18 protein-coding genes and 2 tRNA genes are annotated in these 17,362 nt (G+C 68.5%); 9 read left to right on the forward strand and 11 right to left on the reverse strand.

What is annotated here, in order from left to right; all coding sequences use genetic code 11:
- Positions 1-19: 19 nt before the first annotated feature.
- Positions 20-104 (reverse strand) — tRNA-Leu (locus K8940_RS14435).
- Positions 105-189: 85 nt separating this feature from the next.
- The gene (locus tag K8940_RS14440) at positions 190-474 is read right to left on the reverse strand and encodes a FliM/FliN family flagellar motor switch protein (RefSeq protein ID WP_223390662.1); all 285 of its coding nucleotides are present in this window, start codon (positions 472-474) and stop codon (positions 190-192) included.
- Positions 475-511: 37 nt separating this feature from the next.
- On the opposite strand from K8940_RS14440, the gene lipB reads away from it, so the two are divergent.
- Positions 512-1,237 (forward strand): lipoyl(octanoyl) transferase LipB, encoded by a 726-nt coding sequence (gene lipB, locus K8940_RS14445; RefSeq protein ID WP_223390664.1) that lies wholly within the window; start codon positions 512-514, stop codon positions 1,235-1,237.
- A 10-nt stretch (positions 1,238-1,247) separates the two neighbouring features.
- On the opposite strand, the gene K8940_RS14450 is transcribed toward lipB, so the two are convergent.
- Both K8940_RS14450 and K8940_RS14455 read right to left on the reverse strand, forming a co-directional pair.
- Positions 1,248-1,652 carry a DUF805 domain-containing protein gene (locus K8940_RS14450; RefSeq protein ID WP_223390665.1) on the reverse strand — a complete coding sequence of 135 codons (405 nt, stop codon included), beginning with the start codon at positions 1,650-1,652 and terminating at the stop codon, positions 1,248-1,250.
- Positions 1,653-1,737: 85 nt separating this feature from the next.
- Positions 1,738-3,735: an acetyl/propionyl/methylcrotonyl-CoA carboxylase subunit alpha gene (locus K8940_RS14455; protein ID WP_223390666.1), complete on the reverse strand. Its 1,998-nt coding sequence runs from the start codon at positions 3,733-3,735 to the stop codon at positions 1,738-1,740.
- Between the two features lie 22 nt (positions 3,736-3,757).
- Here K8940_RS14455 and K8940_RS14460 point away from each other — a divergent pair, with 22 nt between their 5' ends.
- Complete coding sequence (locus K8940_RS14460) at positions 3,758-7,675, forward strand: LamG-like jellyroll fold domain-containing protein (RefSeq protein WP_223390667.1); 3,918 nt, start codon at positions 3,758-3,760, stop codon at positions 7,673-7,675.
- Positions 7,672-8,175: a GlcG/HbpS family heme-binding protein gene (locus K8940_RS14465; protein ID WP_223390668.1), complete on the forward strand. Its 504-nt coding sequence runs from the start codon at positions 7,672-7,674 to the stop codon at positions 8,173-8,175. The genes K8940_RS14460 and K8940_RS14465 overlap by 4 nt, the downstream gene beginning before the upstream one ends.
- On the opposite strand, the gene K8940_RS14470 is transcribed toward K8940_RS14465, so the two are convergent.
- Positions 8,168-8,746, reverse strand: a complete 579-nt coding sequence (locus K8940_RS14470; protein ID WP_223390669.1) for a type 1 glutamine amidotransferase family protein — start codon at positions 8,744-8,746, stop codon at positions 8,168-8,170. The genes K8940_RS14465 and K8940_RS14470 overlap by 8 nt on opposite strands.
- Before the next feature lie 53 nt (positions 8,747-8,799).
- Between K8940_RS14470 and msrB the strand changes: the two genes are divergently transcribed.
- Together msrB and K8940_RS14480 are read left to right on the forward strand one after the other, a co-directional pair.
- Entirely contained in the window at positions 8,800-9,279 is a 480-nt protein-coding gene (gene msrB, locus K8940_RS14475) for a peptide-methionine (R)-S-oxide reductase MsrB (protein WP_223390670.1), read from the forward strand.
- Positions 9,280-9,417: 138 nt separating this feature from the next.
- Positions 9,418-10,029 (forward strand): alpha/beta hydrolase, encoded by a 612-nt coding sequence (locus tag K8940_RS14480; protein WP_223390671.1) that lies wholly within the window; start codon positions 9,418-9,420, stop codon positions 10,027-10,029.
- Positions 10,030-10,047: 18 nt separating this feature from the next.
- On the opposite strand, the gene K8940_RS14485 is transcribed toward K8940_RS14480, so the two are convergent.
- From K8940_RS14485 to K8940_RS14510, 6 genes are all read right to left on the reverse strand, one after another.
- A tRNA-Leu gene (locus K8940_RS14485) sits at positions 10,048-10,132 on the reverse strand.
- A gap of 72 nt (positions 10,133-10,204) precedes the next feature.
- On the reverse strand, positions 10,205-10,750 hold the full coding sequence (locus K8940_RS14490) for a MarR family winged helix-turn-helix transcriptional regulator (RefSeq protein WP_223390673.1): 546 nt from the start codon (positions 10,748-10,750) through the stop codon (positions 10,205-10,207).
- Between the two features lie 333 nt (positions 10,751-11,083).
- Entirely contained in the window at positions 11,084-11,323 is a 240-nt protein-coding gene (locus K8940_RS14495; protein ID WP_223395871.1) for a hypothetical protein, read from the reverse strand.
- 46 nt (positions 11,324-11,369) lie between these two features.
- Positions 11,370-11,618 (reverse strand): DUF3297 family protein, encoded by a 249-nt coding sequence (locus K8940_RS14500; RefSeq protein WP_223390674.1) that lies wholly within the window; start codon positions 11,616-11,618, stop codon positions 11,370-11,372.
- Positions 11,619-11,722: 104 nt separating this feature from the next.
- Positions 11,723-12,187 carry an EF-hand domain-containing protein gene (locus K8940_RS14505; protein ID WP_223390675.1) on the reverse strand — a complete coding sequence of 155 codons (465 nt, stop codon included), beginning with the start codon at positions 12,185-12,187 and terminating at the stop codon, positions 11,723-11,725.
- Between the two features lie 8 nt (positions 12,188-12,195).
- The gene (locus K8940_RS14510; protein WP_223390676.1) at positions 12,196-12,981 is read right to left on the reverse strand and encodes a DUF4198 domain-containing protein; all 786 of its coding nucleotides are present in this window, start codon (positions 12,979-12,981) and stop codon (positions 12,196-12,198) included.
- 155 nt (positions 12,982-13,136) lie between these two features.
- Here K8940_RS14510 and K8940_RS14515 point away from each other — a divergent pair, with 155 nt between their 5' ends.
- The 4 genes from K8940_RS14515 to K8940_RS14530 all read left to right on the forward strand — a co-directional run bounded on the left by K8940_RS14515 (position 13,137) and on the right by K8940_RS14530 (position 17,287).
- On the forward strand, positions 13,137-15,380 hold the full coding sequence (locus tag K8940_RS14515; RefSeq protein WP_223390677.1) for a TonB-dependent hemoglobin/transferrin/lactoferrin family receptor: 2,244 nt from the start codon (positions 13,137-13,139) through the stop codon (positions 15,378-15,380).
- A 190-nt stretch (positions 15,381-15,570) separates the two neighbouring features.
- Positions 15,571-16,179 (forward strand): YqaA family protein, encoded by a 609-nt coding sequence (locus K8940_RS14520; RefSeq protein ID WP_223390678.1) that lies wholly within the window; start codon positions 15,571-15,573, stop codon positions 16,177-16,179.
- Complete coding sequence (locus K8940_RS14525; RefSeq protein WP_223390679.1) at positions 16,176-16,727, forward strand: disulfide bond formation protein B; 552 nt, start codon at positions 16,176-16,178, stop codon at positions 16,725-16,727. The genes K8940_RS14520 and K8940_RS14525 overlap by 4 nt, the downstream gene beginning before the upstream one ends.
- The gene (locus K8940_RS14530; protein WP_223390680.1) at positions 16,727-17,287 is read left to right on the forward strand and encodes a demethoxyubiquinone hydroxylase family protein; all 561 of its coding nucleotides are present in this window, start codon (positions 16,727-16,729) and stop codon (positions 17,285-17,287) included. The genes K8940_RS14525 and K8940_RS14530 overlap by 1 nt, the downstream gene beginning before the upstream one ends.
- The last annotated feature ends 75 nt before the right edge of the window (positions 17,288-17,362 follow it).

Here is a 17,362-nt window from a genome sequence, read left to right on the forward strand (position 1 = left end):
CGCTCTACTCAAGTTCACCTGGTGCGGTCGAGAAGACTCGAACTTCCACGGGTTGCCCCACAGCGACCTCAACGCTGCGCGTCTACCAATTCCGCCACGACCGCTCGTGGTGAGGGGCGGCAGGTAGCAAACTGAATCGGCTTTGGGAAGTCGGAAGTTCGCGATGTGCGAACTTACAAGGTGCGGCTTTTACGCCCCGCCCGCCATGTAGTCGTAGACGTCGGCCGCGCGGGTCACCTGGATGGCGATGCGGTCGTCGCTGATCTGGATCTCGCCGCGGGCGATAGGGTGGTTGTTGGCCAGGATCCAGACCTCGTCGTTGGTCTTGGCGTCCAGCGGGATCACCGCGCCACGACCCATGCGCAGCAGTTGCTGCATCGGCAGGATCGAGCGTCCGAGAAGGACGGAGATCTCGACATTGACGGCGTTGACCTGGCTCACGAAGTAAGGCCCCTGAAACTGACACGCGACCAACCGGGTCGCCGTGTCTCGATTGCAAGATTAGGGCCGTATGCTTGCGCTCCCGTTAAACGCTGAAAATACTGAGATTCCGCACATGGGGCGCGAGGACGCCGCCCCTGTGGGGTGGGCGGTTTCGACCGACTACGTGGATTACCCGGCAGCCGTTGCCGCCATGGAGGCCCGCGCGGCCGCCATCGCCGAGGGCGCGGCGGGCGAGCTGGCGTGGCTGCTGGAGCACCCGCCCCTCTACACCGCTGGCGTCTCGGCCAAGGCCAGCGACCTGATCCAGCCCGACCGCTTCCCGGTGTTCGAGAGCGGGCGCGGCGGGCAGTTCACCTATCACGGCCCCGGCCAACGGGTGGCCTATGTCATGCTGGACCTGACGAAGCGTGGTCGCGACGTGCGCGCCTTCGTGGCGGCGCTGGAGGCCTGGATCATCGACGCCCTGGCCGCCTTCAACGTCACCGGCGAGCTGCGCGATGGCCGCGTCGGTGTCTGGGTCGAGCGCAAGGGCGCCGGCTGGAGCCGCGAGGACAAGATCGCCGCCATCGGCGTGAAGCTGCGCAAGTGGGTCAGCTTCCACGGGATCAGCCTGAACGTGGAGCCGGATCTTTCCCACTTCTCGGGCATCGTGCCGTGCGGCCAGGTCGAGCACGGCGTGACCAGCCTGGTGGACCTGGGCCTGCCCGTGACCCTGGACGAGGCCGACGCAGCGCTGAAGGCCAGCTTCGCGAAGGTGTTCGGGCCGGTCGAGGACGCGCCCGCGCCCGTCTAGGCCCGCCCGTCTAGATCGAAATCGTCTTCAGCGGGTTGGCCCCGTAGCGGTTGGCGCCCTGCTCGCCCCCCATCACGCCCAGCTCGACGATCGCCCAGATCAGGACCAGGCTGAACAGGAAGTCCAGGAAGTGCTCGGGCTGCGGCCAGACCGCGACCACGGCCACCAGGATCAGCAGCGCCCACCAGCCCGAGCGGCCACGATCGTGCAGCCGTTTGGACAGCACGCAGGCGCCCGAGAACAGCAGGGCCGGATAGACCAGCCAGCCGGTCAGCCAGTGCAGGGTGTAGCCGGCGATGGCCTCGTACAGCACCGCCACGCCGATCAGCACGCCGGCCGCGATCAGGAACGGCGTGCGCGCCAGCCTGCCGTTCGACGACAGGAACAGCTCCGCCCATTCGCTACGATCGCTCATGCCCGCCCTTGCCGTCCTTCGAGTCGGCCGTTCGCCGACGGACGCAATCTAGAGCCTGCGCCGTGACGGAGAAAGAGCCGCCGCCTTACGCGAACTCCACGAGGACTTCGTCGGCGGCGACGGGGTCGCCGGGCTTGGCGTTGACGGCCTTGACGGCGCCGTCGCGCTCGGCGCGGATGATGTTCTGCATCTTCATGGCCTCGAGGACGCAGACGACCTCGCCCTCGCGGACCTGTTGGCCGGGGGCGACGTCCATGGAGACGACGAGGCCCGGCATGGGCGAGAGCACCAGCTTGGAGGTGTCGGCGGCCTGCCGGGCGGGCAGCTTGTCGTGCAGCTCGGCGCTGCGCGGGGTCAGCACCAGCACCCGGGCCTTGGCGGCGCGGTGGCGGATGGTGAAGCCCTCGGCGGCTGGAGCGACCTGGACGGTGAAGGCCTGGCCATCCAGCCGGGCCCGGAACACCGGCTGGCCCGGCCGCCAGACGATGTCGCTCAGGGTCAGGGCGCGGTCCGCGTCGAGCAGATCGACCGTGACCTCGCCGTTCTCGCCCGAGACCTTGACCCGGCGCTTGGCGTGACCGACGGCGACGACCCATTCGTCGCGCGGCTGGCCCATGAGACCCGAGGCCGAGGACCGGGCCCGGGCGGCATAGACCCGCTGCATGGCCGCGCCGACGGCGGTCAGGATGTCCAGCTGCGCCTGGGTCGGCTCGGTCCCCTGGAAGCCGTCGGGAAACTGGTCCTTGATGTAGCTGGTGGCCAGGTCGCCCGACCGGAAGCGATCCTCGTCCATCACCGCGGCCAGGAACGGGATGTTCTGGCCCAGGCCCTCGATGTGGAAGTCCTCCAGGGCCCGGCCCATGCCGTCGATGGCCGCCAGGCGGGTCGGGGCCCAGCTGCACAGCTTGGAGATCATCGGGTCGTAGTACATCGAGATCTCGTCGCCTTCGCGGACCCCGGCGTCGTTGCGGACCGTGTAGCCTTCATGCTGGCCCTCCGCCGGAGGGGCGTAGCGGACCAGGCGCCCGATGCTGGGCAGGAACTTGCGGTAGGGATCCTCGGCGTAGATGCGGCTCTCGATGGCCCAGCCGTTGATCTTCAGGTCCTTCTGCGCGAAGGCGAGCGCCTCGCCCCAGGCCGAGCGGATCATCTGCTCCACCAGATCAAGGCCCGTGATCAGCTCGGTGACCGGGTGCTCGACCTGCAGGCGGGTGTTCATCTCCAGGAAGAAGAAGCTCTTGTCCTGGCCGGCCACGAACTCGACCGTGCCGGCGCTGTCGTACTTGACCGCCTTGGCCAGGGCGACGGCCTGAGCGCCCATGGCCGCGCGGGTGGCCTCGTCGAGCAGGGGCGACGGGGCTTCCTCGATGACCTTCTGGTTTCGGCGCTGGATCGAGCACTCGCGCTCGAACAGGTGGACGACGTTGCCGTGCTTGTCGCCCAGCACCTGGATCTCGATGTGGCGCGGGCTCTCGATGAACTTCTCGAGGAAGATGCGGTCGTCGCCGAAGCTCGACTTGGCCTCGGCCCGCACGGCCGGGAAGCCTTCCTCGACGTCCTGCCGGCTCCAGGCCACCCGGATGCCCTTGCCGCCGCCGCCGGCCGAGGCCTTGATCATCACCGGATAGCCGATCTCTTCGGCGATCCGCACCGCCTCGACCGTGTCGGCGATCTCGCCGATGTGGCCGGGCACGCAGGACACCCCGGCGGCTTGGGCGAACTTCTTGCTCTCGATCTTGTCGCCCATGGCCGAGATGGCCCCGGGGTTGGGGCCGATGAACACGATGCCCTCGTCGGCGCAGCGCTGGGCAAAGCCGGCGTTCTCCGACAGGAAGCCAAAGCCCGGGTGCACGGCCTGGGCTCCGGTCGACTTGCAGGCGGCGATGATCTTGTCGGCGACCAGATAGCTCTGGGCGGCTGGCGAGGCGCCGATGTGCACCGTCTCGTCGGCCATCTCCACCGCCAGCGACCCGGCGTCGGCGTCCGAGTACACCACCACCGTCGCGATCCCCAGCCGACGGCACGTCTTGATCACACGAACCGCGATCTCGCCCCGGTTGGCGATCAGGATCTTCGTGAACATCGGCAACGTCCGCCCGTGGTTTTTGTGCTTTGCAGCATGGCGTATCAGCCCCCGGCGGGTTTGCAAGCATGCCCTTACGGCGCTAAACCTGCGCCCAGGCATGACACCGGTTACCAAGAGCCGCGATGTCCGCCATCGGGAGGAGACGGTTCACATGAAGGCGATTTTCCTGGGCTCGGCCTGCGCGCTGATCCTGGCCAACGCGGCCGTCGCCGCGCAATCGGCCGAGCCGGCGCTGCTGTTCCAGGTCTCGGGCGACAAGGGCCTGGTCGCCGACGTCGCCGCCGGCGATCCCGTCCCCAATTTCGCCGACAAGGTCACGCCGATCGACGGCAAGGCGGGCAAAGGCTTCCACGCCGAGGACGACGGGATCGTCTCATGGAACGCGCCCGGCAACATCCAGGCCCAGCGCGGGACCCTCTCCTTCTTCTGGCGCTCGGGCTACCCGGTCGGCGTCGCGCCATTCGTGATCTTCCGCGTCGGCTATGCCGATCACAGCAGCTGGGACATGGCGTTCCTGCGCATCGACTGGAACGGCCACGGCTTCGACGCCTTCGTCACCGACAACGGCCTGGCCCGCACCCGCGTGTCGTTCAAGGTCGACAAGAACCCGGCCGCCGACGCCTGGACCCACTTGGCCTTCACCTGGGACGAGACCACCGGCGTCCAGCTGTATGTCGACGGCAAGCTGGCGGCCAGGAAGGAAACCAAGGCGGTCTATGACGCCGGTCTGGACCAGTTCGGCGTCGCCGGCCGCGTGATCGCCCCGCACCAGGTGCAGAGCCGCTACAACTTTACCCGCGGCGGCGACCTGGACGAGCTGCGCGTCTACGATCGCCCGCTGGCCGCCGACGCCATCGCCGCCCTGGCCCGCAACGAAGCCCCGGCCGCGCAGGCGCCGGTCCCCACGCTCGCCGATCCCGCCGTCCGCGCCGCCTGGAAGCAGCGCTACGGCTGGACCCTCGCCGCCCCTCCGTTGCTGACCGACGCCCAGACCACGATCCGCAAGGTCGAGTTCGCCGACGCCAAGGACATCAAGGAATGGATGTGGCGGGCCAACGACGGCATCCCGGAAACCACCTGGCCCGGCGTCTACAACCGCTCGCGCCTGGAAGGCCGTAATGACTACTTCCAGCTGCCCGACTGGAACGTCTATGTCGACGGCGGCAAGGCCCTGACCCTGGCCCTGCCCGACGAGCCGATCAACCGCCTGGAGATCCAGGGCCCGGCCTATGGCGACCTCTCCTGGGCCGCCCCGGGGACAACGAAGGCGGGTGACAAGGGATCCAGCGTCGCGACCCGCGCCAAGGATCAGGCCCGCACGGTCACCACCCTGGCCAAGCCGCTCAGCGGCGGCGTCCTGACCTTCACCAACGTGGCCCAGGAGACCCCGATCCAGGAGATCTGGGCCTACAATGTCTCGGTCGGGGCCGAGCCGAAGGACGCCTTCAAGATGACCTACACGGTCCGGGCCGACGTGGCGCCGGACTATCTGAATCTGGCCGACCTCAACGCCTATGTCGCCGGCCGCCACCCGGCGGGCGAGCGCGCCACGGTCGTGGCCATTCCGGACGCCGCGCCGACCCGGCCGCGTCCCGCCTCGGACCTGACCGCGCCCGGCCTGCCGATCGTCCACGTGCTGATCCCGTCGGGCTTCGGCGACGCCCCGGCCGCCAAGCCGCTGGCCCGCAACTGGGCCTATGGCTGGGAGAACGCCCGCGACGGCCTGGACGGCGTGGCCATCGACATTCCTGCTCTGCCCGGCGCCGCTGGCGTCACGATCCCGCTGAACATCCAGGTCAAGGACCCGATCTGGCCGGGCCGCAACATGATCGACGTCAGCGTCTCGGTGAAGGCCGGCGAGGCCCGCACCGTCTGGCTCGATATGCGCGACCGCATCCTGACCGCCGACAGCCTGTACCTGACCATCGCCGCCGACAGCGCCGAGTTCGGCCCCAAGGCCCTGGACGGCGCCAAGATCCGCCTCGTTCTGAAGGATCGCGACAAGGCCAAGGCCGAGCACATCGCCGACCGCCTGAACCAGGTGAAGGACAACTGGGCCTTCCTGGTCGAGGAGCACACCACCTCCAAGCGCCAGGGCCTGTATCGCCGCCTCTACGCCGACATCTCCGACCTCCTGAAGGTCGATCCCGACAATCAGGTCGGCCGCGAGTACTGGGGCGACATCACCTATGGCAGCCAAGGCTGGCCAGCGTTCGAGCAGCCCAAGCCGACGGACGGGACACCCCTGTGGGCCTTCCGTCAGACCGAGGACCTGAAGCTGGTCGCCAAGTTCATCAACTGGTGGATCGACGAGCGCCAGGCCGACTTCGGCGACTTCGGCGGCGGCCTGTCGGACGACACCGACCTGTTGCAGCAATGGCCGGGCGTGGCGCTGATGGGCGTCCAGCCGGACAAGCTGACCCACTCGCTGAACCGCCTGACTGACGCGGTCTACAAGAACGGCATGTTCACGGACGGTCTCTCGACCATCGTGACCGACGAGTTGCACGCCTACGAGGAAGGCATCAATTCCAACTCCGAGGCGATGTACGTCAACTACGGCGACCCGCTGGCGGTGGAGCGGCTGTTCACGACGGTGAAGGCCCTGCCTCGGGTCGTCGACAAGAACCCGGCCGGCCACGTCCACTTCAACACCAACTGGTACAGCGGCAAGATCTCGTACCGCGAGGGCCCGTGGGAGTGGCAGAAGCCGTATTCGTTCGGCGTCGTCCATCCGTCGATCCTGATCAGCGATTACAACGGCGACCCGACCGCCCGAGACACCGTCATCGGCCTGGCCGACGGCTACCTGGCCCACGTGGCCAAGGACGGCTCGTATCCGAACGAGATCAACTGGCGCACCGACGCCGTGCGCGGCGGCACGGTGCTGCAGGGCTCGGGCGCGGACGGTCCGTTCCAGATCTTCTGGTCGGCCTGGCGCCTGACCGGCGACAAGAAGTACCTGGCCCCGATCACCTGGCGGATCTCCAAGAGCGGCCTCAAGTCGCTGCAGAGCATCAACGACAACGCCCTGACCGAGATGGGCCTGGCGGCGGCCAACAAGGACGCCCTGGTCAGGGCGGCCGCCAAGGGCGGCGCGTTCGAGCGCTACGCGGCCTGGTCGCTGACCGGCGACAAGACATATCTCGAGGACCTCTACGCCGACGAGATCCAGTGGAACGCCCAGCACATGTACATGCACACGGAAGGCCACTGGTGGTCGGACCGTGTCGAGCTGCCCAGCGACTATCTGCAACGCTCACGCCTGGGCGGCATCGCCAACAAGCGTAGTCAGATGACGCCGGGCCACGTGGTCAGCTGGCGCTTCGACAACGCCGACGGCGCGGACGTGGCGCTGCTGGTCAAGGACGCCACCAAGACCAGCTTCAAGGTCATCGCCTACAACCGCACCGACAAGCCGGTGACGGGCGTGATGACCGGCTGGAACGTCGCGCCGGGCCTGTGGAGCCTCAGCCAGGGCGTCGACACCACCGGCGACGACCTCATCGACGGGACGCCCGAGACGGCCACGTTCGAATTCGAGCGCAGCCTGGGGGTCAGGATCGCCCTGTCGCCTCGCCAGACGGTGATCATGGACCTTAAGCTGGTCAAGGCCGGCGATGATCCGGCCAAGCGCGCCGATCTCGGCGTCGGCCGGGGCGACGTGACGGTGAAGGGCTCGACGCTCACCGCCAAGGTCCACAGCCTGGGCGCCCAAGACACGCAGGCGGCCAAGCTGGAGCTGGTCGACACGGCGTACAAGGTCGTGGAAAGCGCCCCGATCCCGGCCCTGAAAGCGCCGCTCGACTTGCTGCCCAAGACCGCTACGGTGAAGCTGAAGATCCCGGCGGGCGTGAAGGCCTCGGGCCTGCGGGTCCGGATCGTCACCAGTCAGCCCCAGAACACCCGCCTGAACGACGAGGTCGTGCTGCCATGAAGAATACCCTCGCCCTGATCGCCGCCGGCCTGCTCCTGGCCGGCGGTTCGGCCCTCGCCCAGACCGCCCTCGCGCCCGCTCCGGCGCCCGCGCCCCAGCCGCCCTACGCGGCTCGCGTCGTCACCCTGGCCGAGGCCAAGACCGTCGCCGCGGCCGCCGAGGCCGAGGCCCGCAAGAACGGCTGGACGATGGTCATCGTCGTGCTGGAGTCGAACGGCGCCCAGGTCTTCGCCGAGAAGATGGACGGCACGCAGTACGGCTCGAACGAAGTCGCGCTGAAGAAGGCCCAGACCTCGGCCAATTTCCGTCGCCCGTCGTCCTTCTTCCAGGAGCAGGTGAAGTCGGGGACGCTGAACCCGATCTTCACCGGCGCGACGGCGGTCGAGGGCGGCGAGCTGCTGCTGGTCGACGGCAAGATCGTGGGCGCGATCGGCGTCTCAGGCGGCTCGGCCGCCCAGGACGGGATGGTCGCCCGCGCCGGCCAAGCCGCGCTCAAGTAGCCGAGAACTCGCGGGCGAACATCGCCTCGTAGCCCGCGATCATCTCTTCCGCCTCCGGAGCGACCAGGCGCGCGACGGCGGCGGCGAAGGTGACGGGCGCCAAGCCCGATGCGCTGACCAGCTTGCCGTCGGTCACCGCCCTGGGCGTATCGACATAGTGGTCCGCGCCCGCATAGCCGGGGACGACGCCCTCCAGCCAGTCCTTGCCGTTCGAGGTGTGCTTGCGACCGTCGAACAGGCCCGCGCGCGCCAGGGCCGTCGTCCCGGCGCAGATGCCGGCCACCGGCTTGCCATCGGCGAAGGCCTGGCGGATCAGCGCGCTGATCGCCGGGTTCTCGCCTTCGGACCATGCGTCGCTGCCGATCAGGATGAAGACGTCCGCGTCGCTCAGCACCGGATCGTCGAAGCGGTAGTCGGCGGCGGCCAGCACGCCGCCGATCGAAGTCTCGGGATCGCCCGTCGGCGTGGCGATCTCGATCTGGACCTTCAGGTGTTCTCGCAGCAGGGCCAGCACGGCGCCGGCCTCCCAATCGGCCCAGCCCGGCTGCAGGAAGGCGACGGCGACAGTCATGGGAAACTCCTAAGTCCTACCGGAACAGCGCCCGAGCGCCTACATTGGCTGTCATGACAGACGCAGCCATCCTTTCAACCATCGGCTTCGACCTCACGCCGCCGACGGAAGCAGAACGCGAACGCCTGGAGGCCGACCTGACGGCCGAGGAGGCCCGCGTCCTCCTGCATCACGGCACCGAGGCCCCATTCTGCGGCGGCCTGCTGGGCGAGAAGAGCCCCGGCGCCTATTGCTGCCGCCTTTGCGGCCTGCCGCTGTTCAAGCACGAGACCAAGTTCGAGAGCGGCACCGGCTGGCCCAGTTTCTACGCCCCTTACGCCGAGGACCACGTCGTCGGCGTGCGCGACACCTCGTACGGCATGGTCCGCATCGAGACCCGCTGCGCCCGCTGCGACAGCCACCAGGGCCACGTGTTCCCGGACGGCCCGCCGCCGACGCGCCTGCGCTACTGCATCAACTCGGTGTCGCTGCAGTTCGTGAAGGACGGCGATCCCCTGCCCGATCCGCTGCACCGCGGCGATCGGCTCGGCTGACGCCCGGCTCGAGATCCGCGCCGAAACCGCCGTCTCGCCCCAGCTTTTCTCAATTCCTATCCAATTGATATGAATTGAGCGGGACGGCGGAACCGGGCATCTGCGGCTCACTGGCTCCACGCCATCCGAGTACGTCTGATGACCCCCGCCTCCTCCGCCTTCGAGCCGGCCCGCCGCCGGCGTGACGACTCCGACGGTCCGCCGATCCTGATCGTGCCGGGCCTCTACAATTCCGGCCCCGATCACTGGCAGACCCATTGGGAGCGCGAACTGCCCAACGCCCAGCGGGTCGAACAGCAGGACTGGGAGCGCCCGTTGCTAGGCGACTGGACGATCAGCCTGGCCGAGGCCGTCCGCCAGCGGCCCGGCGCGATCCTGGTGGCCCACAGCCTGGGCTGCGCCCTCGTGGCCCACTTCGCCCAGGTGACGGGCGGACGCGGCGTCGGCGGCGCCATGCTGGTGGCCCCGGCCGACGTCAATCGCGAGGGTCCGGCCGGCCGCCTGCTGGTCGGCTTCTCGCCGATCCCCCGCCAGCGCCTCCCCTTCCCCAGCCTGGTCGTGGCCAGCCGCGACGACCCCTATGTCGAGATCGAACGCGCCGAGGCCTTTGCGCGCGGCTGGGGTTCGGCGTTCGTCGACCTGGGCCGCGCGGGGCATATCAATGTCGACTCGGGCCACGGGGCTTGGACCAAGGGACGCAGCCTGCTGCGCGGCCTGATCCAGCGCGTCGAGGCGGCGGATCGGTTGTAGGACATTCTGGAAGGAAGTTGGTGCGGGCGGTCGGGGTCGAACCGACACTCCTTTCGGAACCGGATTTTGAGTCCGGCGCGTCTACCAGTTTCACCACGCCCGCAGGCTTCGCGTCGCCGCGAAGGGTGGACTTCCTAGCAGGCGTCGCGAACGAACGCCAGCCTCGCGAACACGCTCAATCGACGTCGACGGAACCATCCGGAGAGCCGTCCGGACGAGGCGTGATCGTCTCCCCGCCGGTCAGCTGGATGGCGGCGGTTTCGAGGTGGTCCAGCAGGCGCTTGAACATCGCCACCTCGCTGGGGGCCAGGCCCGCCAGCAGGGTCGCTTCGTAGGCCAGGGCCAGCGGGGCGATCTCGGCGAACAGGCGGCGGCCGGCGGCCGTCAGCTCCAGGGTGTGCGAGCGGCGGTCCGAGCGGACCGTGGTGCGGGCCACCAGGCGGCGGACCACCAGCTCCTGCGCGGCGCGGCTGACCCGGACCTTGTCCATGGCCGTGCGGGTGACGGCCGTGTGCTGGGTCAAGGCGCCCTCGGCCAGCACCGACATCAGCCGCCATTGCGGGATGGTCAGGCCGAAACGGTCTTCATAGGCGCGGGCGATCAGGCGGCTGACCGCCGCCGAGGCCGTGGCCAGACGGTAGGGAACATAGTCCGAGAGGCTGACGCCGGGCTCGGGCGCTTCGGACGCGCCAGGGGTAATCGGAGAGACCGTCGCGGTCATGTCCTTCCTTTCGTCCTCCCATGGCGTGACCGCCTTGAGAGGAGCGGCCTTCGCCAATCCGTTTCGCGTTTCTCGACCCTTTGGCGTTCGGGTCACGCGTACTCTTGGTGTGAGCGCGCCCTATCCAAGGCTCAACGCCCCGAGGAGTTCACTCGAACGATGGGGCAGTTTCGCACGCCGCTTGGGCAGCGAATAGTCGTCTCGCCTTCCTGAATGGCGTTCTTATGCCTCAGGAACGCCCTTGGGACGTCAATCTCGCTTCGGGAGACCCCGCGTCCGGCGTCGATGGCGACCGACGGCGACGCCCCGACCGCGCGAATCACGCCCGGGGGCTCAGGCGCGCGGAATGATGCTGGAGACGCGCTCGCCGGCGTCGTAGCGCGACGGGCCGCCATAGACGGTCACCTCGCAGAGGATGTCGCCGCCCGCCTCCGAGGCCCAGATGTAGCTGCGCTCGACCTCGACATAGCGGCCGGCCGGCGAGATGCCCTCGAAGGTGTCGCCCCAAGGCACGATCGCCTTCAGGTCCTGCCAGCGCAGGGTCACGGCGCGCGAAAGCTCGTCGCGCGCCATCGCCTCCAGGTCGGGATCGCTCCCGGGAATGCTCACCGCCTCGACCTCAGCCTTCGGCGGCGTCGCGGAAATAGGCCTCGACCTCGCCCTGCAGCTTGATGGTCATCGGGTTGCCCTTGCGGTCCAGGGTCTTGCCGGCCGCGACGCGCACCCACTTCTCGGAGACGCAGTATTCCTCGACATTGGTCTTCTCGACGCCCTTGAAGCGGATGCCGATGCCGCGTTCCAGCAGGTCGGCGTCGTAGAACGGGCTGTCGGGATTGTTGGAGAGGCGGTCGGGAGGCGTGTCGCTCATGGTCTTCAGGCTTTCGGTCTGGGCCGCGCGGCCCCTGTGTCTTGGCCGGCGGTCATAGCCACGAAACGCCGAAAGTCAAAATAAGGCGACGCGCCCCCTCCCTCCTAGTCTTGCTGGTCTTCCTTGATCGGGTCGGCGGCCGAGACCGTTCCGTCGTTGTTGGTGTCGTGGTGACTGAACATGCGCCAGCCGGAATAGTCGAACTCGGCGCGAGTGATGGCGCTGCTCTTGTCGCTGTCCAGCACGTTGAAACGGACGTCGGCCTGGCGCATCTGGCGGACGCGCTCCTCTTCCTTCTTTTCGGACGCGCGCTCGTCGGCCGCCAGCTTCTTCTCGAGGCGCGCCTTGAACTCGCCGACATACTCGGCCTGCGACAGCGTTCCGTTCTTGTCGGCGTCGGTCTTGGCGAACTGGATGGCGCGGGTGGCGGCGAACTCGTCCTTGGAGACGACGCCGTCGCCGTTCTGGTCCTGCTCCTTGATGAAGGTGTCGCGGGCGTGCGAGGCGGCGTGGGCCGAACCCGCCAGCGCGGCGACAGCGAAGGCGGCGAGGATCGTGCGGGTCTTCATGGGATGTCCTAGCGGAGGGATTCGAAGGTCAGGGCGTAGGTGAAGCTGTAGCCAGGCTGGCCGGCGGCGGCCGGGCCCAGTCGGTAGCGGGTCTGGATGTGATAGAGGCCCGAGTGATCCGGCTTCACCGCGAAGCGCCCCTTGGCGTCGCTGGTGACGGTCTTGGGCGCGGGCTTGGCGTCGGCGTAGCGGTCCTCGGCGGCGACGAACTCGATCGCCTGGTTGGCCACCGGCTTGCCGTCGAACAGCACCTCGAACACCGCGTCCTGGCCGGTGACGATCTTGCTGGGATGGGTGATCGCCTTGAACTCGATGCCCTTGCCGGTCGGGGCCAGGGCCGAGTCGCTGGGCGCGCCGCGCGTGACATAGACCTCGGCGGTCGTCAGGCTCTGCATGTCGATGGCGTCGGCCGGGGCCTTGGCGCCCTCGAAGAACTCCCACTGCCCCTTGACCAGGGCGGCTTTGGCGGTGCGGCCGCCGCGCTGGCCCGTGGTGATGCGATAGGTGCCGGGCTTTTCGGTCGCGACCTCGAACACGGCCACCTGGCGCAGATAGGTCGGGGTGATCGGCGTCCGTACGCCGTCGGGATCCACCACGGCGTAGGCGTCGGACTTCATCACCACCTCGGGCGTGAAGAAGCTCTCTGTGAAGGCCCCCTCCACCGTGACGATCTTGCGGTCCGAGGCGTCGAAGACGGTGGGCAGCAGGTAGGGCGAATGGGCCTGGGCCGCCGGGACGGCGAGGCTGAGCAGGAGCGCGCCGCCCATCAGGCCTGCGCGGAGAGAACGGATCATCAGGAACACCCCAGGCGCCGCTCCAGCGCGGCGGATCGGAGATATTGCTATTAGTTCTGAGAATCAATTGCAAATAGCTTGACCAGGTCGATGGCTGGCTCTAGGCCCTCCTCATCAATTGCGAACAAGTCGCAACAACCATCGAGGGGATATCGATGTCTCGCCTGAAGCTGGCCGCGCTCGCGGCCGCCTCCACCGCAGCCCTGCTCGGTTCCGCAGCACCGTCGCTGGCCTGGGCCGCTGACGCCACGCCGGCCGCCGACGACGCCGCCGCCGAGGTCGACAAGGTCACCGTCACCGCCACGCGCTCGGAAAAGACCGTATCGCAGGCCCCGGTGACGGTCAGCGTCATCTCGTCAGAGGAGATCGAGGACGGCCTGGTCCGCGACGTGAAGGACCTGGTCCGCGACGAGCCGGGCGTCTCGGTCCGTAGCGCCCCCGCTCGCTTCACCGCCGCCGGCGCCTCGACCGGCCGCGACGGCAACGCCGGCTTCAATATCCGCGGCCTGGAAGGCAACCGCGTGCTGATCGTCGTCGACGGCGTGCGCGTGCCCGACGGCTTCGCCTTCGGGGCCCAGTCGACCGGTCGCGGCGACTATGTCGACCTCGACATCCTGAAGTCGGTCGAGATCGTGCGCGGCCCCGCCTCGGCCCTGTACGGCGCCGACGGCCTGGCCGGATCGGTCACCTTCATCACCAAGGACCCGTCCGACATCCTGAAGCCGGGCGACACGTTCGCCGGCCGCGCCCGAGTCGGCTACGCCTCGGCCGACGAGAGCTGGACCGAGAGCCTGGTCCTGGCCGGCAAGTCCGATCGCTGGGAGGCCCTGGTCGCCTATACCCGCCGCGACGGCGAGGGCCAGAAGACGGCCGGGACCAACGACTCGGCCAATACCGACCGCACCACCGCCAACCCCGAGGACAACACGTCCAACTCGGTGCTGGGCAAGCTGATCTACACGCCCAACGACAAGAACCGCTTCCGCCTGACGGTCGACCACCTGGACCGCCAGGTCGACTGGACGGTGCTGTCGGCCATCGCCAAGCCGCCGCTGGCCTCGACCAGCGCCATCGGCCTGACCGCCTTCGACAAGGTCAAGCGCGACCGCGTCAGCCTGGACCACCGCTTCGATGGCGGCGAGGGCGTGATCAGCGCGGCTCGCACCTCGCTGTACTGGCAGAAGAGCACGACCCGCCAGTTCTCGGCCGAGGATCGCTACACCGCCGCCGACCGCACCCGTGACGCCACCTTCGACAACCGCGTGCTCGGCGCGGCCGTCGAGCTGCACAGCGTCTTCGACAGCGGCGCGCTGAAGCACGAGATCGTCTGGGGCGGCGACGCCTCGATCACCCGTCAGCAGGGCACGCGCGACGGCACGGTGCCGCCGGCCGGCGAGACCTTCCCCGCCAAGGCCTTCCCGACCACCGACTTCACGCTCGCCGGCCTCTACGCTCAGGACGAGATCACGGCCGGTCCGGTGACGATCTATCCGGCCGTGCGCCTGGACTACTACAAGCTGGATCCGAAGGCCGACGCGCTGTTCACCACCGCGACCTCTGGCCAGAGCGACACCCACGTCTCGCCCAAGCTGGGCCTGGTCTGGGACGCCACCGACCTGGTGACCGTGTTCGCCAACGCGGCGGCGGGCTTCAAGGCCCCCTCCCCGTCACAGGTCAACACCGGCTTCGCCAACCCGGTCTCGAACTACAAGTCGATCTCGAACCCCGACCTGAAGCCCGAGACCAGCAAGACCCTCGAGGCCGGCTTCCGCCTCCACCGCAACGGCTGGCGCGTCGCCGTCACCGGCTTTACCGGCGAGTACGACGACTTCATCGAACAGGTGCAGGTGGCCGGGAACTTCACCGCCGCCAACCCCGCCGTCTACCAGTACGTCAACCTGTCGGGCGTGAAGATCAGCGGGGCCGAGGCCAAGGGGTCGTTCGAGCTGGGCGCGGGCTTCACGGCCAGGGCCGCCGTCTCGTACGCCCGCGGCGCCTCGCGCAGCAATGGCGTCAACACGCCCCTGACCTCGATCGATCCGGTCAAGCTGACCGGCGGCGTCACCTATCGCGCCCCCTCGGGCAAGTTCGGCGGCGATCTCAGCGTCGTCCATTCGGACCGCAAGACCGCCGGTCGCTCGGGCCTGTCCTGCACCGGGGCCATCGCCGGCAGCTCGCCCTACAACTGCTTCATGCCCCCGTCCTTCACCGTCGGCGACCTGACGGCGTGGTGGGCGGCGACAGACGCGGTCACCGTCCGCGCCGGCGTCTTCAACCTGACCGACGAGAAGTACTGGTGGTGGAGCGACGCACGCGGTCTCGCCGACAACTCGGTCGTCAAGGACGGCTACACCCAGCCCGGCCGCAACTACAGCGTCTCCCTTGCGCTGAAGTTCTAGGCCGCAGGCGCGGGACGCGCGGGCGGGAAGCCGCGCGTCCCGACACCCTTGCGGACAAGCTGGCACCGCCCTCGACCCAATCCGCCTGGATTGGGTCGTTTCATGCCTAGACGCGAGATAGCCGCCAAAACCGCTTACACTTTTGGCTATCTCGCTTTAGCTACGGGCTCTCACATCTCTCGGAGTTCGCATGCTGCGCCGTATGTACGACTGGGTCATGGGCCTGGCCGCTTCCCGTCACGCCCCGCTCAGCCTGTTCGCGGTCTCGTTCGCCGAGAGCTCGTTCTTCCCGATTCCGCCGGACGTGATGCTCGCGCCGATGTGCCTGGCCAAGCCGGAGAAGGCCTGGCGCTACGCCTTCATCTGCACCCTCGCCTCGGTGCTGGGCGGCTGCCTGGGCTACGCGATCGGCTACTTCCTGCGTGACTTCGGTCTGTGGATGATGGCCGCGACCGGCCACGCCGGCGGCCTGGCGGAGTTCCAGTGCTGGTACGCCAAGTACGGCGTCTGGGTGATCCTGGCCAAGGGCCTGACCCCCATCCCCTACAAGCTGGTGACCATCGCCTCGGGCCTGGCCGCCTTCAGCTTCCCGATGTTCATCGCCGCTTCGGCCGCCACCCGCGGGGCGCGCTTCTTCCTGGTCGCCTTCATCATCAAGAAGTTCGGCCCGGCCCTGCTGCCGGTCGTCGAGCGTCGCCTGGCCTTGTTCGCCGGAATTTTGATCGCCCTCGTTGTCATCGGCCTCACGGCCAGCCATTTCATCGGTGGGGGCGGACACGGTGGAGCTTGCGCCGCATGACGACGACTGAACAACCGAAGGCCGAGGGCTTCATCGGCCGGGTCTATGACCTGGTCACGCGCCACTGGCCGCTGATCGCCTTCCTGTCCAGCGCGCTGATGCTGGCCATCGCGCACGGCTTCGAGACCTTCGGCCATCTCGCGCCCTGCAACCTGTGCCTAAAGGCGCGCGAGGTCTACTGGGTCGCCGGGACCGTCGGCCTCGTGGCGTCCATCCTCCAGCGCACGCCTCTCTGGCCGCGCCTGCGTCAGCCAGCCAACCTGCTGCTGGCGGCGATCTTCCTGTACGGCGCGGGCCTGGCGGTGTTCCACGCCGGCGTCGAATGGAAGTGGTGGCCGGGCCCGACCACCTGCACGGGCGGCGGCGTCGCCCAGGCCTCGAACCTGGAGGCCATGCTGAAGGGGACGATGAAGATCAAGCCGCCGGCCTGCGACAAGGCCGCCTGGGTGTTCCTGGGCCTGTCGATGGCCGGCTGGAACGCGCTGGTCTCGCTGAAGCTGGCTGTCTGGTCGGGGCTGGCGGGCCTGCGCAAGGCGGAGACCCTTTGATGACCAAGCCGGTCCCCCCGCGCCCTGGTCAGGGAGCGCAGCGTTCGCGTCTCGCCGAGATCCTGCGCGTCGACCAGGCCGGCGAGTTGGCGGCGGTGCACATCTATCGGGGCCAGGCCGCCGTGATGCGCAACGCGCCGGGCCGCGAGCGAATCGCCGACCAACTGAAGGAGATGGAGGGCCACGAACAGGTCCACCTCTCGCGTTTCAACGAGCTGCTGACCGAGCGCAATGTGCGCCCGACCCTGATGTCGCCGGTCTGGCGCGCGGCCGCCTTCGCCCTGGGCGCCGGCACCGCACTGCTGGGCGACAAGGCCGCCCACGCCTGCACCGAGGCGGTCGAGACGGTGATCGAGAAGCACTATGCCGGCCAGATCGAGGAGTTGAAGGACCGCGACCCGGCCCTGGCCGCCGAGCTGACCCAGTTCCGCGACGACGAACTGGCCCACCGCGACCTGGCCATCGAGGAAGGCGCCCACGAGGCGACTGCCTATCCGCTGCTGACCGCCGTGATCCAGGCCGGCTGCCGCGCGGCCATCAAGATCAGCGAGAAGATCTGAGGCAGCCGCCCGGTCGGCGAGCGCTTTCAACTGTCACGCTCTTGGCGTCCGCCTCGCGCGGGCCTACCGATACGC

This window comes from Caulobacter segnis, assembly GCF_019931575.1.
GTDB classification, from domain to species: domain Bacteria; phylum Pseudomonadota; class Alphaproteobacteria; order Caulobacterales; family Caulobacteraceae; genus Caulobacter; species Caulobacter segnis_C.

Excerpts from the sequence above, each read along its gene's own strand:
- lipB (WP_223390664.1), top strand. The coding sequence starts at position 512 with ATGCTTGCGCTCCCGTTAAACGCTGAAAATACTGAGATTCCGCACATG.
- K8940_RS14450 (WP_223390665.1), bottom strand. The coding sequence starts at position 1,652 with ATGAGCGATCGTAGCGAATGGGCGGAGCTGTTCCTGTCGTCGAACGGC.
- K8940_RS14455 (WP_223390666.1), bottom strand. The coding sequence starts at position 3,735 with ATGTTCACGAAGATCCTGATCGCCAACCGGGGCGAGATCGCGGTTCGT.
- K8940_RS14465 (WP_223390668.1), top strand. The coding sequence starts at position 7,672 with ATGAAGAATACCCTCGCCCTGATCGCCGCCGGCCTGCTCCTGGCCGGC.
- K8940_RS14470 (WP_223390669.1), bottom strand. The coding sequence starts at position 8,746 with ATGACTGTCGCCGTCGCCTTCCTGCAGCCGGGCTGGGCCGATTGGGAG.
- msrB (WP_223390670.1), top strand. The coding sequence starts at position 8,800 with ATGACAGACGCAGCCATCCTTTCAACCATCGGCTTCGACCTCACGCCG.
- K8940_RS14480 (WP_223390671.1), top strand. The coding sequence starts at position 9,418 with ATGACCCCCGCCTCCTCCGCCTTCGAGCCGGCCCGCCGCCGGCGTGAC.
- K8940_RS14490 (WP_223390673.1), bottom strand. The coding sequence starts at position 10,750 with ATGACCGCGACGGTCTCTCCGATTACCCCTGGCGCGTCCGAAGCGCCC.
- K8940_RS14495 (WP_223395871.1), bottom strand. The coding sequence starts at position 11,323 with ATGGCGCGCGACGAGCTTTCGCGCGCCGTGACCCTGCGCTGGCAGGAC.
- K8940_RS14500 (WP_223390674.1), bottom strand. The coding sequence starts at position 11,618 with ATGAGCGACACGCCTCCCGACCGCCTCTCCAACAATCCCGACAGCCCG.
- K8940_RS14505 (WP_223390675.1), bottom strand. The coding sequence starts at position 12,187 with ATGAAGACCCGCACGATCCTCGCCGCCTTCGCTGTCGCCGCGCTGGCG.
- K8940_RS14510 (WP_223390676.1), bottom strand. The coding sequence starts at position 12,981 with ATGATCCGTTCTCTCCGCGCAGGCCTGATGGGCGGCGCGCTCCTGCTC.
- K8940_RS14515 (WP_223390677.1), top strand. The coding sequence starts at position 13,137 with ATGTCTCGCCTGAAGCTGGCCGCGCTCGCGGCCGCCTCCACCGCAGCC.
- K8940_RS14520 (WP_223390678.1), top strand. The coding sequence starts at position 15,571 with ATGCTGCGCCGTATGTACGACTGGGTCATGGGCCTGGCCGCTTCCCGT.
- K8940_RS14525 (WP_223390679.1), top strand. The coding sequence starts at position 16,176 with ATGACGACGACTGAACAACCGAAGGCCGAGGGCTTCATCGGCCGGGTC.
- K8940_RS14530 (WP_223390680.1), top strand. The coding sequence starts at position 16,727 with ATGACCAAGCCGGTCCCCCCGCGCCCTGGTCAGGGAGCGCAGCGTTCG.